The sequence below is a fragment of the Acinetobacter cumulans genome, from assembly GCF_003024525.3.
GTDB lineage: Bacteria > Pseudomonadota > Gammaproteobacteria > Pseudomonadales > Moraxellaceae > Acinetobacter > Acinetobacter cumulans.
Map to the genome: position 1 here is coordinate 712,098 of NZ_CP035934.2, position 15,471 is coordinate 727,568.

The following is a 15,471-nucleotide window of genomic DNA, read 5'->3' on the forward strand; positions in this document are numbered from 1 at the left end:
ATAATTGGTAGAAATTTCTCGAAGTTTATTTGAGCAAATATTTGTCAGTAATTGATGAGCCAAGATTGGTACCCTTTAAAGGTACTATTGATTTTAAACTGAAGAGTTTGATCATGGCTCAGATTGAACGCTGGCGGCAGGCTTAACACATGCAAGTCGAGCGGGAATAGGTAGCTTGCTACCGATTTCTAGCGGCGGACGGGTGAGTAATGCTTAGGAATCTGCCTATTAGTGGGGGACAACATTTCGAAAGGGATGCTAATACCGCATACGCCCTACGGGGGAAAGCAGGGGATCTTCGGACCTTGCGCTAATAGATGAGCCTAAGTCAGATTAGCTAGTTGGTGGGGTAAAGGCCTACCAAGGCGACGATCTGTAGCGGGTCTGAGAGGATGATCCGCCACACTGGGACTGAGACACGGCCCAGACTCCTACGGGAGGCAGCAGTGGGGAATATTGGACAATGGGGGGAACCCTGATCCAGCCATGCCGCGTGTGTGAAGAAGGCCTTTTGGTTGTAAAGCACTTTAAGCGAGGAGGAGGCTACTCTAGTTAATACCTAGGGATAGTGGACGTTACTCGCAGAATAAGCACCGGCTAACTCTGTGCCAGCAGCCGCGGTAATACAGAGGGTGCGAGCGTTAATCGGATTTACTGGGCGTAAAGCGTACGTAGGCGGCTTTTTAAGTCGGATGTGAAATCCCTGAGCTTAACTTAGGAATTGCATTCGATACTGGGAAGCTAGAGTATGGGAGAGGATGGTAGAATTCCAGGTGTAGCGGTGAAATGCGTAGAGATCTGGAGGAATACCGATGGCGAAGGCAGCCATCTGGCCTAATACTGACGCTGAGGTACGAAAGCATGGGGAGCAAACAGGATTAGATACCCTGGTAGTCCATGCCGTAAACGATGTCTACTAGCCGTTGGGGCCTTTGAGGCTTTAGTGGCGCAGCTAACGCGATAAGTAGACCGCCTGGGGAGTACGGTCGCAAGACTAAAACTCAAATGAATTGACGGGGGCCCGCACAAGCGGTGGAGCATGTGGTTTAATTCGATGCAACGCGAAGAACCTTACCTGGTCTTGACATAGTAAGAACTTTCCAGAGATGGATTGGTGCCTTCGGGAACTTACATACAGGTGCTGCATGGCTGTCGTCAGCTCGTGTCGTGAGATGTTGGGTTAAGTCCCGCAACGAGCGCAACCCTTTTCCTTATTTGCCAGCGGTTCGGCCGGGAACTTTAAGGATACTGCCAGTGACAAACTGGAGGAAGGCGGGGACGACGTCAAGTCATCATGGCCCTTACGACCAGGGCTACACACGTGCTACAATGGTCGGTACAAAGGGTTGCTACCTCGCGAGAGGATGCTAATCTCAAAAAGCCGATCGTAGTCCGGATTGGAGTCTGCAACTCGACTCCATGAAGTCGGAATCGCTAGTAATCGCGGATCAGAATGCCGCGGTGAATACGTTCCCGGGCCTTGTACACACCGCCCGTCACACCATGGGAGTTTGTTGCACCAGAAGTAGGTAGTCTAACCGTAAGGAGGACGCTTACCACGGTGTGGCCGACGACTGGGGTGAAGTCGTAACAAGGTAGCCGTAGGGGAACCTGCGGCTGGATCACCTCCTTAACGAAAGATTGGCGACTGGTAAGAATCCACAACAAGTTGTTCTTCATGACGATGTATCTGAGGGTCTGTAGCTCAGTTGGTTAGAGCACACGCTTGATAAGCGTGGGGTCACAAGTTCAAGTCTTGTCAGACCCACCAAATCTGACTAACGAAATATTTGAATAAAATATGAGAGCAAACAGAAAACAGAGACATTGACTTAATTGATAAGCTGGGGACTTAGCTTAGTTGGTAGAGCGCCTGCTTTGCACGCAGGAGGTCAGGAGTTCGACTCTCCTAGTCTCCACCATACATCGCAAAGCGATGTATAAAAGACAAGTTAATAAATGAACAGTCAGCTGACTGTTAGTTTAGTCTTTAAGCGATCAAGTGCTTAGGTTATAGAGCTTAGCAACAAACTAGCGTAGAATGCGCTTCATTGTTATTAAGCTCTGTGATTTATCACAGCAACATGACCTGACGAAGGCATGTTAAATCATTAACAGAATATATTTGAGTTGAAATAATTTGTTCATACTCATAACTGACATTAACACTAACAGTGATTTATTACTGTGATGTGAAGATAGAAGCTATGAGTTACTAGCGAAATTAACTGAATCAAGCGTTTTGGTATATGAATCTAATTGAAGCTGTACAGTGCTTAAATGCACAAGACGCCAACTGTATGAGTAAGTCGTAAGACAAACTCTGTTGCTTATCCTACTTGTAAGGATAAACGACTGTTTGGGGTTGTATAGTCAAGTAATTAAGTGCATGTGGTGGATGCCTTGGCAGTCAGAGGCGATGAAAGACGTAATAGCCTGCGATAAGCTTCGGGGAGGCGGCAAATATCCTATGATCCGGAGATTTCTGAATGGGGAAACCCACCTATCGTAAGGTAGGTATCGCAACATGAATACATAGTGTTGCGAGGCAAACGAGGGGAAGTGAAACATCTCAGTACCCTTAGGAAAAGAAATCAATTGAGATTCCCTCAGTAGCGGCGAGCGAACGGGGAACAGCCCATTAAGTCATATAAGTTCTAGTGGAATGCTCTGGGAAGTGCAACCATAGTGGGTGATAGTCCTGTACACGAAAGGGCTTATATGATGATGTCGAGTAGGGCGAGGCACGTGAAACCTTGTCTGAATATGGGGGGACCATCCTCCAAGGCTAAATACTCCTGACTGACCGATAGTGAACCAGTACCGTGAGGGAAAGGCGAAAAGAACCCCTGTGAGGGGAGTGAAATAGATCCTGAAACCGCATGCATACAAGCAGTGGGAGCCGACTTGTTCGGTGACTGCGTACCTTTTGTATAATGGGTCAGCGACTTACATTCAGTAGCAAGGTTAACCGTATAGGGGAGCCGTAGGGAAACCGAGTCTTAATAGGGCGTTTAGTTGCTGGGTGTAGACCCGAAACCAGGTGATCTATCCATGAGCAGGTTGAAGGTTGGGTAACACTAACTGGAGGACCGAACCCACTGTCGTTGAAAAGCCAGGGGATGACTTGTGGATAGGGGTGAAAGGCTAATCAAACTTGGTGATAGCTGGTTCTCCCCGAAAGCTATTTAGGTAGCGCCTCGGACGAATACCATTGGGGGTAGAGCACTGTTTCGGCTAGGGGGTCATCCCGACTTACCAAACCGATGCAAACTCCGAATACCAATGAGTACTATCCGGGAGACAGACTGCGGGTGCTAACGTCCGTAGTCAAGAGGAAAACAATCCAGACCGCCAGCTAAGGCCCCTAAATTATAGTTAAGTGGGAAACGATGTGGGAAGGCATAGACAGCTAGGAGGTTGGCTTAGAAGCAGCCACCCTTTAAAGAAAGCGTAATAGCTCACTAGTCGAGTCGGCCTGCGCGGAAGATGTAACGGGGCTAAAACTATATGCCGAAGCTGCGGATTTGCAATTTATTGCAAGTGGTAGGGGAGCGTTCTGTAAGCCGATGAAGGTGGATTGAGAAGTCTGCTGGAGGTATCAGAAGTGCGAATGCTGACGTGAGTAACGACAAAACGGGTGAAAAACCCGTTCGCTGAAAGACCAAGGGTTCCAGTCCAACGTTAATCGGGGCTGGGTGAGTCGACCCCTAAGGCGAGGCCGAGAGGCGTAGTCGATGGGAAATTGGTTAATATTCCAATACTTCTGTGTAATGCGATGAGAGGACGGAGTAAGTTAAGTCAGCCTGGCGTTGGTTGTCCAGGTGAAAGGATGTAGGCATGTATCTTAGGCAAATCCGGGGTACTCTATGCTGAGATCTGATAGCAAGCTGTACTTGTACAGTGAAGTGGCTGATACTATGCTTCCAGGAAAAGTCTCTAAGCTTCAGTTACACAGGAATCGTACCCGAAACCGACACAGGTGGTCAGGTCGAGTAGACCAAAGCGCTTGAGAGAACTCTGCTGAAGGAACTAGGCAAAATGGTACCGTAACTTCGGGAGAAGGTACGCTGCTGACGGTGATGGAACTTGCTTCCTGAGCTATCGGCAGCCACAGAAACCAGGCCCCTGCAACTGTTTATTAAAAACATAGCACTCTGCAAACACGAAAGTGGACGTATAGGGTGTGATGCCTGCCCGGTGCTGGAAGGTTAATTGATGGGGTTAGCGTAAGCGAAGCTCTTGATCGAAGCCCCAGTAAACGGCGGCCGTAACTATAACGGTCCTAAGGTAGCGAAATTCCTTGTCGGGTAAGTTCCGACCTGCACGAATGGCATAATGATGGGGGCGCTGTCTCCAGCAGAGGCTCAGTGAAATCGAAATCGCCGTGAAGATGCGGTGTACCCGCGGCTAGACGGAAAGACCCCGTGAACCTTTACTGCAGCTTGACATTGAACTTTGATCTTACTTGTGTAGGATAGGTGGGAGGCTTTGAAGCAGCGACGCTAGTTGCTGTGGAGCCAATCTTGAAATACCACCCTGGTAATATTGAGGTTCTAACTCTGCTCCATTATCTGGAGCGAGGACCATGTCTGGTGGGTAGTTTGACTGGGGCGGTCTCCTCCTAAAGAGTAACGGAGGAGTACGAAGGTGCGCTCAGCGTGGTCGGAAATCACGCGTAGAGTATAAAGGCAAAAGCGCGCTTAACTGCGAGACCCACAAGTCGAGCAGGTACGAAAGTAGGTCTTAGTGATCCGGTGGTTCTGTATGGAAGGGCCATCGCTCAACGGATAAAAGGTACTCTGGGGATAACAGGCTGATACCGCCCAAGAGTTCATATCGACGGCGGTGTTTGGCACCTCGATGTCGGCTCATCTCATCCTGGGGCTGAAGCAGGTCCCAAGGGTATGGCTGTTCGCCATTTAAAGAGGTACGCGAGCTGGGTTTAGAACGTCGTGAGACAGTTCGGTCCCTATCTACCGTGGGCGCTGGAAATTTGAGAGGATCTGCTCCTAGTACGAGAGGACCAGAGTGGACGAACCTCTGGTGTACCGGTTGTGACGCCAGTCGCATCGCCGGGTAGCTATGTTCGGAAGGGATAACCGCTGAAAGCATCTAAGCGGGAAGCCTACCTCAAGATAAGATTTCCCTAGGAATTTATTCCTCTAAAGAGCCGTTGAAGACTACGACGTTGATAGGTTGGATGTGGAAGTGCGGTGACGCATGAAGCTGACCAATACTAATTGCTCGTGAGGCTTGACTATACAACACCCAAACAGTTGTTGTACGAACTGCGCAAGCAGTGAGCAGAGATTGATTCATTAAAGACCAAACGGTCTTGAAATACTTGATTCAGCTAACGCTAGAACATACAATTCGACTCAGATATGATCTGTTAATAACTCATTTGACGAAAGTTCGGCATCCAAGTAAGACCAAACGAGTAAGCATCCAAGTTGTGCTGGCGACAATAGCAAGAGTGAACCACCTGATCCCTTCCCGAACTCAGAAGTGAAACCTCTTAGCGCTGATGGTAGTGTGGGGTTACCCATGTGAGAGTAAGTCATCGCCAGCTCATTATTCGAAACACCCCCTGACTAGTGCAGGGGGTGTTTTTTTATGTGTGAAATATTTTAGAAATTAGAAAAATTGGAATGTTATAAATAAAGAATATACAGAAAGAGGGCTTGGAGGATATTAGGGTCTAAGGGGGGGAGGTTACTTTACGAAGAAAAGAGATAAAAAAACACTCAAAGCAAGATGATTTGAGTGTTCTAGAATTTAAGAATCATGTAATGTATTTTAATCATCAAAATCTTGATCAGCATTTTTAATCACATTACTTGAGTTTTTTAAAGCGTATAGTAACTGACCAAGCAACACATCCTTATCCGCAAGTACAACAAGAATCATTGGATGTTGTTTTGCTTGAACTGAGCTTAATATCGCTTTACCATTTTCCGCATCAAGCGTAATAGATTGGCAACCAATTAAGTGAATTTCTTGTGTAAATGCTGTGACCATTGCGAGAATTGAGCTACTGACAGCAGCCAATTTTCCATTATTGTAGATATCTCTTTTGTGTAATGTTGCTAGTTCAAAACCATCAGTTGAACAAACCATTGCAAAATTTACGCCACGTACATTGGACATAATATTTTGTAATTCTTGTTTCGCAACATGAATGAGTTCAGGTGAAGCAGCACGTTTTTCTTTGATCTTAAACATAAGTGCTCCTTAGGCGCTGATATTGTGGTTAACTTCAACAGATGTGATTAATGCTTCTAACAGCAAAAGAGCATCGTCTTTTTTACGCGCATCTATAAAAAACAGAGGTGAAAATAAGTCTTGGCTAATAAGCCATTCTTTATACATACTCAAAGAATTGGTACTTGTATTATCATCCACGTGTGTAATACCAATGGCGATATTATCTGTGTAGTTTTGAAAGGTTTCTAGATAGCTTTCAAGCTCTTGTAAAGGTTCTTCTGAATTATGATCAATAAGGATAATAGCACCGATTGCACCTTTACAAATCACAGGCCAAATAAAATCAAAACGACTTTGCCCAGGGGTACCATATAATCCGATTTTTACACCGTCTTCTAAAGTTACTTCACCATAATCAATACCTACTGTTGTTTCCATTTTTTCATGGCTGTCTTGGTCGGTATTGAAGGCTTCTGTTAATAGTACGGGTACATCAGAAAGCGAACGAATTGCTTCAGTTTTTCCTGCACCCATAGAACCTGCAAATACAATTTTGTATTGCTGTAGAATCATAGATATTCTCCCTATATCAGAAACCAAATTTTCTGCGAATTTTTCCAAAAAAACTTTTGATTAGACTTTCTTCGGGTTTTTCTTCAAGAGTTTCTGGTGGGTTGTAATGGTTATCCCAAATATTAATTTTACTTAAGTTACCTGAAGCCATATTTGCTGCAATAAAACGGCGTACCGTTTGTATAGGGATATTATGTTGTTCCGAAATTTTTGAAATTTTGGCGCCTTGAATAAAGCAAGCTGACATTTGGAAGATTTGTTTACGATTTTCACGATCTTGCGGTTTTGGCCAAAAATGTATTCGATAATGGCCATCTTCGGGTGCAATTTGATAAAAGTTTGGAGAGAACCAAAAAAGATTCCATATCCAATCTTGTAAGATATAACAGTCTTTTCTTGAAGCTTTAATAAGATGTGAAGTCGAGGCAAATTCATAATTAAAACTAAAATCTGTTTCGAAATCTTTACGTTCAGAATTACAGAACACTAAATTTTGCTTAATATCAATCACACCTAAGGCACCTTGTGCATCTGAAATATAGAGCTTATGGTGACCTTCATCGGTGTCATACATTGTTTTGAAATAGCTTTCAGTATATGGATGATTCTCTTTGAGAGTAGCTTGAGAGGCTCTTTTTACTGGGATTACTGGCTCATCAAGCGGAGGTGTAAAATCATTATGGATAATATGTTGATCAATCCATTGATTTAAATCTTGTGTACTTTGTATAGGTAGATAGAGCGTATTATTTTCTAATTTACCTGATAGGTTATTGTCTTTGGCTACTTTTAGCCAAGGAAAACTTTTATTATTTAAAATGCGTTGAATCCCTTCGGTATCAAAGAAATTTTCATGAATAAATAAGCAGTCTAAATTAATGTCGGTTGCAGTTTTCCATTGAATGTTAAATTTATTGTCTATTATATTGCTTAGCTGGCCTTTAAGCTCTTCAGCATCGTGAATACTTAAACCAGAAATTGCAATATTAATATATTGCTTATTCATTATTATCTCTCTATCAACTGAACGGAATGTGATTTAGAAATAGCGGGGGAATAAAAACCCCTTATATAATAAATATATAAGGGGTTTTTTTTGAATCAGGTGAAATCAAGATTTTTTTCGTATGCTTTTAACTCATGGCGTGCCATTGCTAAGTTAGCTTTTGCACGATCAAGTACTAAGTATAGGAAAACATTTTCATTTTTTTCTAATGGGCGGATCAAGTGATATTGTTTGCCTAAAGTAATTAGAATATCAACGATACTATCGTTTAGGTTTAATGACTGTGCTACACGGCGTTTAGCACGAACAACTTCGGTATTACCAGCAGCTGCTAATTCTAAGTCAATATCCCCACCACCTTGAGTCGCTAGTGCAAGGCCACTTTCTCCGTCTACAAGTGCTGCAGCATGAAAACCATCAATACTTGTGAGTGAATCTAATGATACTTTAGCCATAGTTATTTCTCTCTTTCGGTTATACATGTTGTTTATTTATTGTTTGTTAAGGTAATTAATTTCAGAGGTTAATTACTTAAATTTATTATTAGCAAAGCAATATATCTTTTCAACGAAATTATTTTTATACGTTATAAATGCATAATTTTTTAGATCGAGATTGTGAAAAATGGCGAATGAATAATGTGCGTTAGTTTGCATTTATGATTTAAAATTTTGTTTAAATCAGACTAAATTGCTAAGTTTTGGTAAAATTATTTCAATGTTACAAAATGTAATTTGTACGAAAAAACATGAAATTTTACAGGTTTTGCGGGTTTGGTTACAAAAGTATACAAAAATATAAATAATTAAGCGTATGATTTTTAGCTCTTAAAAAATAATAAGCCATATTTTATTACTTAAAAATCTTATTCTTATATAAAGAATTCATATATTAAAATGAAATAAATTAAACACTTAGTGTTTAAATGAGTTTTTAATACTTCTAAAAAATCATGCGATTTTGCATGATGTTATTATTATTGCTTATATTATTAGAATAACCGTTAAGTAATTCATTTGTAATTGGCTTAAAAACTGTTGATCGATGTTTTTTGGGCAAGTAATGGGGTGTAAAAAAAGCCCAGTTTTAAGTGCTGGGCTTGTATTTAAGTGTGCAATACAATATTGCTGAAACACTTTGATTTCATATTAAGCAAAAATATTGCAGGCTGCTGAAGCCAAAACCCATAAAACTGCGAGTGCAACAATCGGTTCTAAAATTTTAGACCATGTTGGGATGCTCACAACAGTTTCAGTTTGTGCTTGATCGTCTTGTGTGTGTTGTTGGCTAACCATTTGATTAAACTCCTTCATAGATGCATCTAATGATATATCGTCCTGAGGGATTGGTTTAGAGCCAATAAGTTCTGTTAGGTTGTTTGTTGACCAAACCCAGTCATTTGCTTGTCCAGAAAGATGTTCAATTTGACCAATCAGTAGTTCTCGAATACTGTTTTGTGTATGACTACCCGTATCATGGAGTTGTTTAAGCTCATGTAGCTGAAGAGAAAATATTTCACTGGTGAGAGTTTCTAGTTCTGCTTTAGCAAGAATTGATTCGTTGTGTGCAGAGGTGGTGAGATGTCGAGCAACTTCTTGAATATACAGTGGATCAAGAGCATTAATCTCTTGATAGACTTTGGTTTCGTTTTCACGCCATTGTTGAATTAACTCGCCGAGTGTAAGTGCATTAATTTCTTGAATATGCTCTCGACGTTCTTGGCGGTTAAGTTGACTTAAAAGCGCTGGCTTTTGAGTGTCAATTTGTTCTGAAAAATATTGTACTAAATCAAAAGCCATTCATGTGCTCCGTTAATTTTTAATCTAGCAACCTTAAACTTGGTTTTTTCTTTGGTTGCTCGGTTTGTTCTTCATTGCTTGATTTTAAAGCATTTTGATCTGTATTGATATGTTCATATTCACTTGGATCAAAGAATAAACCTTGACCATTTTCACGGGCATATAGACCAATTACTGCATACATTGGGATATATAAATCACGTGATACGCCACCAAAGCGTGCAGAAAAGCTAATAGCTTCATTGCTAATAAGAAGTGCGTGTACGGCATGTGGTGCAAGGTTTAGCGTAATTTGACCATCTTGAATGAATTGTTCTGGTACGCTGGTGTGAGGTTGTGTTGCATCGACAAGAAGGTAAGGGGTGAGTTGATTGTCACAAACCCATTCATAAATAGCACGCGCTAAATATGGACGTGTGGGTGTGATATTTAATTCTTGTTCAGACATAATAAAACCTATGCTTTAGCTAATGACATGCCATAACGATTTTTTTCTTGCAATGTCATAGATTTGATAAATGCAGGACGACTAAAAATTCGTTGGCAATATAAATGAATTGGGCGACAGTGTTGTGCAGGTAGTTCGATCCCCATGCTTTTTAAACGTAGAAATATAGGGGCTAGCATGCAATCTAAAATACTTAATTGTTCAGACATAAAATATGGGAAATGCTGAAACAAGGGTGTGAGTGAAATAAGGGTATCGCGTAGTTGCTTTTGTGCTTTAACTCGATTCTCTTCATTCAGTGTATCTGGATGGCGAAGCATAATATCCGCTAATTTCATCCAATCTTGTTCAAAGCGCCAGATATATTGGCGTTGTTCTGCGCGAGGCATTGGTGCATCGGCATACAGTTTGTTTTGTCGATAGCGATCGTCTAAATATTCTGAAATGATTGCAGTATTAAAAAGTTTTAACTCATTTTCAATCATCATTGGTAATTGGTTATAAGGATTTAGGCTCGCCAGATCCTCATCTTCTTCATCAACAATAATTAAATTATATTTTATTTGTTTCTCGGCAAGGACATATCGAATCCAATGTGAGCGAAAGTCATCCGCATGGCTATACAGTGTAATCCCTTGTAAAGGCGCATTTTCGACTGACATATTTCCCAAGTTTTGGTGAATTGAATAATATAGAATACTAAAATTGGGGATTAAAATCACGGAAACAATTTTATTTATTCTAAAAATAGAGAACTTTAATAATGATAATACAGGCGTTGATTTATACATTTATTTTGATCGGTATAATCTCTATAGGTACTGCAAATGGATATTTTAACCAAGCTTTTTGGCGAAGCGAGGAGCTTTGGTTAGATGAAGATGATTTTGATGAAGAAGTTGAGCGCTGGTTAAGGTATGGAAATATTGCCTATAAAACTTGTATTGTGAGTTTTATCGTTTCGGGGATCCTAGGTTGTGTATATTGGTATCTTTACTAGAGGATAAATTTAAAACAAAGTAAAAAATTGATGATGCATTTAAGAAAAATTAGTTGCATCTAAGTGAAAATAGCAAATGCACTTTATGATGTTGTCTAAGTTACTATTTTTAATTGCCATAATTTTTATGGGAATGGATTTTTATATTGCCTTGGCTGTGGCATATAAATCTCATGCTGATTTTGATGAGGAATATCCAGAAGATTGTGGAAAGAATTATTGGGTAAAAAATGATCTCTCTGAGTTTAATCTGATTATTTGGGGGTATTTAGTTACCAAATTTAAAAAGATTTAAATATGGCTTAATAAATAAAAAAAGCCTTGGAAAATCCAAGGCTTTTTTGTCCGAATTCGGAAAACGAATTAACGTTTAGAGAATTGAGGACGTTTACGTGCTTTACGTAAACCAAGTTTCTTACGTTCAACTTCACGAGCATCACGAGTAACGAAACCAGCTTGACGAAGAGCAGGTTTAAGAGTTTCGTCAGAAGCGATCAACGCACGAGTAATACCGTGACGGATAGCGCCAGCTTGACCACCGATACCACCACCAGCAACAGTGATGTAAAGGTCATATTTAGTCGTAGCTTCAAGAAGCTCTAGAGGTTGGTTAACAACCATACGAGCAGTCTCACGACCGAAGTATTGTTCTAAAGAACGGTTGTTAATTACGAGTTTGCCTGTACCAGCTGACAAGAAAACACGTGCAGTTGCGGTCTTACGGCGACCTGTACCATAATTAGTAGCCATGTGCTGTATCCCTTAGATGTCCAAAACTTGTGGCTGTTGAGCAGCGTGTGGATGCTCAGTACCTGCATACACTTTCATCTTCTTGATCATTGCATAACCAAGAGGACCTTTTGGCAACATACCTTTAACAGCTTTTTCAAGAACTGCTTCTGGTTTGTGAGCGATTAACTTTTCAAAGTTAGTTTCGCGGATACCACCAGGGAAACCAGTGTGGCGATAGTATTTCTTATCAAGTGATTTTTTACCAGTCACTTGTACTTGCTCAGCATTGATAACAACGATGTAGTCACCAGTGTCAACGTGAGGAGTATAAGAAGTTTTGTGCTTACCGCGTAAACGACGAGCGATTTCAGTCGCAAGGCGACCTAAAGTTTTGCCAGAAGCATCAACAACGTACCAGTCGTGTTGAACTTCAGCTGGCTTAGCGCTGAGAGTTTTCATTAAACCACTACCTATTATAGTTGGTTTGGACTATGGAAGCTGTCCAAACAAAAGGAGACGCGATTCTAAACGAAAACGTGAAGAATCACAAATGAAAATATAAATTTCAAGCGCTGTATTCTAGTACATTTCTTCAGCAATAAACAGCAGAGAATTCAGAAAATATTAAAAAAGCAGATGAAAATAAATGATGTCAGATTCTAATCTGCTAAATCCGCTCATTTGGATCTTTATTTTTATGATCTGGGTTGCGTTTTCGTAGGGGGATGGAGCACGTTATTTTTAGTATTTATATATTGGATTTGTTTACAGGGTGTTGATGGCGCAATGATCTTTTTTAGATGTTGACTTCAGGTTTCTAGTGTCATTTTTCCATTGATCTATAGATTGGATTGTTGTTGGAAGAAAGATTATCGTGGTTGATGAGTATTTAGGCTCACATATTTTGACCATTCATTTTTAGTCAATTTAATTCGGCCCCTCATGCGTATCGCACAGTATAATAAGAGGATTACACATACAGGATAAACACATGCGTCCTTTATATATTACCAGTGGTGAGCCTGCTGGCATTGGGCCTGATATTAGCTTGAGTTTGGCAGCACGTGTTGATGAGCGACTAATTGTCGTTTTGGCTGACATAGATATGTTGCGCGATCGTGCCAAAATGTTAAATATCAATATTCAGATTATTGAATATAAAGGGCAAGAAGAACCCGCTGCCCAAGGGCAACTGTATGTCGAGCATGTGCCTTTATATGAAGATGTTGTGTTGGGTGTGTTAAATCCGAAAAATGCAGCTTATGTTTTAGAGCAATTACGACGTTCTGCTGATTATGCGATGTCTGGCAAAAGTGTGGGGGTTGCGACAGCGCCTGTGCAGAAGTCAGTGATCAATGAAGCAGGAATTCATTTTAGTGGACATACTGAGTATTATCAGGAATTTGCTGGTGTAGAATGCGTAGTGATGATGCTGGCAACTAAAACTTTACGTGTGGCGTTGGCAACAACACATTTGCCTTTACGTGAAGTGGCAGATGCGATTACTCAAGAACGTTTGCATCAAGTGATTGATATTTTAATTCATGATTTAAAAACCAAATTTAAAAAAGATCATCCGCATATTTTGGTGTGTGGCTTAAATCCGCATGCAGGTGAAGATGGCTATTTGGGCATGGAGGAGATTGAAGTGATTAATCCTGTGCTTGAGCGCTATCGTGCCCAGGGAATCAATATGAGTCTCAGTTTACCTGCAGATACTTTATTTACCCCTGAAAACTTAAAAGATGCAGATGCAGTTTTGGCGATGTATCACGATCAGGGTTTACCTGTGTTAAAATCTCAAGGATTTGGTGAAGCTATCAATATTACTTTGGGCTTACCCTTTGTTCGTACTTCTGTTGATCATGGCACAGCACTCTCCCTCGCAGGCACTGGTTTAGCAAAATGCTCCAGCTTGCATGCTGCTGTGGATTTGGCGCTTGATTTAGCGCATTCATGATTTTGTCTTATTTACACGTTGGAAATGTCTATGTATCAAATTAATGCCCTAAACCCAAAAGACGAAGGGCATCACACGCGTAAGCGTTTTGGGCAAAACTTCTTACATGACCAACGTGTCATTGCTAAAATTGTACGGTCGGTAAACCCGCGTACTGGTGACAATATTGTCGAAATTGGTCCAGGTCTTGCTGCACTTACATCACCTTTAATTGGTGAATGTGATGCTTTAACCGTGGTTGAACTTGACCGTGACTTAGCTGCAGGATTGCCAGGTCGTGTGCCATATCCTGAGCGTTTAACCATTGTAGAAACCGACGCATTAAAATACGATTTTACCGAATTGTTTGCTGAGGGGCGTCCTCTGCGCGTAGTCGGCAACTTGCCGTATAATATTTCTACACCTTTGTTATTCCATCTCTTGGAGTTTGGTGACAAAGTTAAAGACATGCACTTCATGCTACAAAAAGAAGTGGTAGATCGCATTACAGCATCGCCAAACACCAAAGAATATGGTCGTTTATCGGTGATGATTCAATACTTCTGTAAACCAACATTTTTGTTTGAAGTACCACCAGGTTCGTTTAATCCGCCACCAAAAGTGACTTCTGCTGTGTTTCGTTTAGAGCCTTATGCAGATAAACCAATTGTCGCGAAAGATGAAAAAGCTTTAGCGCGGTTAGTTTCACATGTGTTTACCCAGCGTCGTAAAACCTTGCGTAATAGCTTAAAAGGAATGTTGGTTGAAGATGGATTTGAAAATGCTGGGGTGGATCCGATGGCTCGTCCAGAGACCTTAACATTGGCTCAATTCGTTGCTTTAGCTGATCAAATGGTTTAACAAGATGACACGCGCAGTTCGATATAATTATGTAATTGGTGATGTGCAGGGCTGTTTTGAAGCTTTAAAAGCATTACTCAAAGAAATTAAGTTTGATGCAGATCAGGATTTTTTGTGGTTTGCGGGTGATTTGGTTGCTCGTGGAGAAAACTCTTTGGGCGCAATTCGCTTTATCAAGAAGTTAGTTGATAATGGCGTAGCTGCAACTGTGCTCGGCAATCATGATTTAAATTTATTGGCAGTTGCGCGTGGTATTAAAGAGATTAAGCCACAGGACAAGACTGAAGATGTTATTCATGCCTTAGAAAGTGATGACTTGATTCAATGGCTTCGTCAGCAACCACTGTGTTTATTTCCGAATGAACATACCGTGATTACGCATGCCGGTATTCCATGCAATTGGAGCGTAGAGCAAACCGCTCGTTTAGCCAAAGAAGTAGAAGCTGTACTTTCAGATGAAGACTTTGCGGTATTGGATGATTTTTTAGCAAATATGTATGGCAAGAAGCCAACGCTTTGGTCTGACGATTTAACGGGTCATGAGCGTTTGCGTTGTATTACCAATTATTTGACTCGTATGCGCTTAACCGATGCAGAAGGTCGCTTAGAGTTTAGTTTTAAAGACTCACTCGATGATCCAATGCCAGAAGGATTCAAGCCATGGTTTGAATTTGAATCACAGGCGGCTCAGACCCATCAGGTAATTTTTGGACATTGGGCGGCACTACAAGGCAAAACCATTTCGACACAGATTCAAAATGTTGATGGTGGATGTGTTTGGGGGAATCAGTTGATCGCTTACCGTCTAGAAGATCAAAAGCTGTTTTCGGTGGATAATCCAGTGCAACTGTAGATACTCAAAATAAGCATAAAAAAGCCCCTATAAATAGGGGCTTTTTTATG

At 41.2% G+C, this 15,471-nt stretch carries 14 protein-coding genes, 2 tRNA genes and 3 rRNA genes; 10 read left to right on the plus strand and 9 right to left on the minus strand.

Features of this window, described 5'->3' with window-relative positions:
* Positions 1 to 95 precede the first annotated feature (95 nt).
* The 5 genes from C9E88_RS03380 to rrf all read left to right on the plus strand — a co-directional run bounded on the left by C9E88_RS03380 (position 96) and on the right by rrf (position 5,575).
* Positions 96 to 1,633: ribosomal RNA gene (locus tag C9E88_RS03380) — 16S ribosomal RNA — on the plus strand.
* Positions 1,634 to 1,694: 61 nt separating this feature from the next.
* A tRNA-Ile gene (locus C9E88_RS03385) sits at positions 1,695 to 1,771 on the plus strand.
* 75 nt (positions 1,772 to 1,846) lie between these two features.
* A tRNA-Ala gene (locus tag C9E88_RS03390) sits at positions 1,847 to 1,922 on the plus strand.
* 449 nt (positions 1,923 to 2,371) lie between these two features.
* Positions 2,372 to 5,264, plus strand: a 23S ribosomal RNA gene (locus tag C9E88_RS03395).
* A gap of 196 nt (positions 5,265 to 5,460) precedes the next feature.
* A 5S ribosomal RNA gene (rrf, locus tag C9E88_RS03400) occupies positions 5,461 to 5,575 on the plus strand.
* Together the 16S, 23S and 5S rRNA genes with 2 tRNA genes alongside form the textbook arrangement of a ribosomal RNA operon.
* Positions 5,576 to 5,802: 227 nt before the next feature.
* Here rrf and C9E88_RS03405 read toward each other — a convergent pair.
* From C9E88_RS03405 to C9E88_RS03435, 7 genes are all read right to left on the minus strand, one after another.
* Positions 5,803 to 6,228 carry a roadblock/LC7 domain-containing protein gene (locus tag C9E88_RS03405; protein WP_106986561.1) on the minus strand — a complete coding sequence of 142 codons (426 nt, stop codon included), beginning with the start codon at positions 6,226 to 6,228 and terminating at the stop codon, positions 5,803 to 5,805.
* A 9-nt stretch (positions 6,229 to 6,237) separates the two neighbouring features.
* A complete protein-coding gene (locus tag C9E88_RS03410) occupies positions 6,238 to 6,783 on the minus strand; it encodes a GTP-binding protein (RefSeq protein WP_106986562.1) in 546 nt (181 codons plus the stop codon).
* Positions 6,784 to 6,799: 16 nt separating this feature from the next.
* On the minus strand, positions 6,800 to 7,789 hold the full coding sequence (locus C9E88_RS03415) for a helix-turn-helix domain-containing protein (protein WP_106986563.1): 990 nt from the start codon (positions 7,787 to 7,789) through the stop codon (positions 6,800 to 6,802).
* A gap of 95 nt (positions 7,790 to 7,884) precedes the next feature.
* Positions 7,885 to 8,244, minus strand: coding sequence for a roadblock/LC7 domain-containing protein (locus C9E88_RS03420; RefSeq protein ID WP_106986564.1), 360 nt, complete (start codon positions 8,242 to 8,244; stop codon positions 7,885 to 7,887).
* Positions 8,245 to 8,937: 693 nt separating this feature from the next.
* The gene (locus C9E88_RS03425) at positions 8,938 to 9,588 is read right to left on the minus strand and encodes a hypothetical protein (protein ID WP_106986565.1); all 651 of its coding nucleotides are present in this window, start codon (positions 9,586 to 9,588) and stop codon (positions 8,938 to 8,940) included.
* Positions 9,589 to 9,607: 19 nt separating this feature from the next.
* The gene (locus C9E88_RS03430) at positions 9,608 to 10,036 is read right to left on the minus strand and encodes a ClpXP protease specificity-enhancing factor (protein ID WP_106986566.1); all 429 of its coding nucleotides are present in this window, start codon (positions 10,034 to 10,036) and stop codon (positions 9,608 to 9,610) included.
* Between the two features lie 8 nt (positions 10,037 to 10,044).
* Positions 10,045 to 10,698 carry a glutathione S-transferase N-terminal domain-containing protein gene (locus tag C9E88_RS03435; protein ID WP_106986567.1) on the minus strand — a complete coding sequence of 218 codons (654 nt, stop codon included), beginning with the start codon at positions 10,696 to 10,698 and terminating at the stop codon, positions 10,045 to 10,047.
* Between the two features lie 101 nt (positions 10,699 to 10,799).
* Here C9E88_RS03435 and C9E88_RS03440 point away from each other — a divergent pair, with 101 nt between their 5' ends.
* Both C9E88_RS03440 and C9E88_RS03445 read left to right on the plus strand, forming a co-directional pair.
* Complete coding sequence (locus C9E88_RS03440) at positions 10,800 to 11,036, plus strand: hypothetical protein (RefSeq protein ID WP_106986568.1); 237 nt, start codon at positions 10,800 to 10,802, stop codon at positions 11,034 to 11,036.
* Positions 11,037 to 11,121: 85 nt separating this feature from the next.
* A complete protein-coding gene (locus tag C9E88_RS03445; RefSeq protein ID WP_106986569.1) occupies positions 11,122 to 11,331 on the plus strand; it encodes a hypothetical protein in 210 nt (69 codons plus the stop codon).
* Between the two features lie 68 nt (positions 11,332 to 11,399).
* On the opposite strand, the gene rpsI is transcribed toward C9E88_RS03445, so the two are convergent.
* Entirely contained in the window at positions 11,400 to 11,786 is a 387-nt protein-coding gene (rpsI, locus tag C9E88_RS03450; RefSeq protein ID WP_106986570.1) for a 30S ribosomal protein S9, read from the minus strand.
* A 12-nt stretch (positions 11,787 to 11,798) separates the two neighbouring features.
* The gene (rplM, locus tag C9E88_RS03455) at positions 11,799 to 12,227 is read right to left on the minus strand and encodes a 50S ribosomal protein L13 (RefSeq protein ID WP_002117832.1); all 429 of its coding nucleotides are present in this window, start codon (positions 12,225 to 12,227) and stop codon (positions 11,799 to 11,801) included.
* Between the two features lie 532 nt (positions 12,228 to 12,759).
* Between rplM and pdxA the strand changes: the two genes are divergently transcribed.
* From pdxA to C9E88_RS03470, 3 genes are read left to right on the plus strand one after another with little or no spacing between them, the layout of a single operon-like run.
* Positions 12,760 to 13,728 (plus strand): 4-hydroxythreonine-4-phosphate dehydrogenase PdxA, encoded by a 969-nt coding sequence (gene pdxA / locus C9E88_RS03460; protein WP_106986571.1) that lies wholly within the window; start codon positions 12,760 to 12,762, stop codon positions 13,726 to 13,728.
* A 30-nt stretch (positions 13,729 to 13,758) separates the two neighbouring features.
* Positions 13,759 to 14,568 carry a 16S rRNA (adenine(1518)-N(6)/adenine(1519)-N(6))-dimethyltransferase RsmA gene (gene rsmA / locus C9E88_RS03465; RefSeq protein WP_106986572.1) on the plus strand — a complete coding sequence of 270 codons (810 nt, stop codon included), beginning with the start codon at positions 13,759 to 13,761 and terminating at the stop codon, positions 14,566 to 14,568.
* A gap of 4 nt (positions 14,569 to 14,572) precedes the next feature.
* A complete protein-coding gene (locus tag C9E88_RS03470; protein WP_106986573.1) occupies positions 14,573 to 15,421 on the plus strand; it encodes a symmetrical bis(5'-nucleosyl)-tetraphosphatase in 849 nt (282 codons plus the stop codon).
* The last annotated feature ends 50 nt before the right edge of the window (positions 15,422 to 15,471 follow it).

Coding starts and splice junctions, on each gene's coding strand:
- C9E88_RS03420 (WP_106986564.1), bottom strand. CDS start 8,244: ATGGCTAAAGTATCATTAGATTCACTCACAAGTATTGATGGTTTTCAT.
- pdxA (WP_106986571.1), top strand. CDS start 12,760: ATGCGTCCTTTATATATTACCAGTGGTGAGCCTGCTGGCATTGGGCCT.
- C9E88_RS03470 (WP_106986573.1), top strand. CDS start 14,573: ATGACACGCGCAGTTCGATATAATTATGTAATTGGTGATGTGCAGGGC.
- C9E88_RS03430 (WP_106986566.1), bottom strand. CDS start 10,036: ATGTCTGAACAAGAATTAAATATCACACCCACACGTCCATATTTAGCG.
- C9E88_RS03425 (WP_106986565.1), bottom strand. CDS start 9,588: ATGGCTTTTGATTTAGTACAATATTTTTCAGAACAAATTGACACTCAA.
- C9E88_RS03440 (WP_106986568.1), top strand. CDS start 10,800: ATGATAATACAGGCGTTGATTTATACATTTATTTTGATCGGTATAATC.
- C9E88_RS03445 (WP_106986569.1), top strand. CDS start 11,122: ATGATGTTGTCTAAGTTACTATTTTTAATTGCCATAATTTTTATGGGA.
- C9E88_RS03410 (WP_106986562.1), bottom strand. CDS start 6,783: ATGATTCTACAGCAATACAAAATTGTATTTGCAGGTTCTATGGGTGCA.
- C9E88_RS03415 (WP_106986563.1), bottom strand. CDS start 7,789: ATGAATAAGCAATATATTAATATTGCAATTTCTGGTTTAAGTATTCAC.
- rsmA (WP_106986572.1), top strand. CDS start 13,759: ATGTATCAAATTAATGCCCTAAACCCAAAAGACGAAGGGCATCACACG.
- rplM (WP_002117832.1), bottom strand. CDS start 12,227: ATGAAAACTCTCAGCGCTAAGCCAGCTGAAGTTCAACACGACTGGTAC.
- C9E88_RS03405 (WP_106986561.1), bottom strand. CDS start 6,228: ATGTTTAAGATCAAAGAAAAACGTGCTGCTTCACCTGAACTCATTCAT.
- rpsI (WP_106986570.1), bottom strand. CDS start 11,786: ATGGCTACTAATTATGGTACAGGTCGCCGTAAGACCGCAACTGCACGT.
- C9E88_RS03435 (WP_106986567.1), bottom strand. CDS start 10,698: ATGTCAGTCGAAAATGCGCCTTTACAAGGGATTACACTGTATAGCCAT.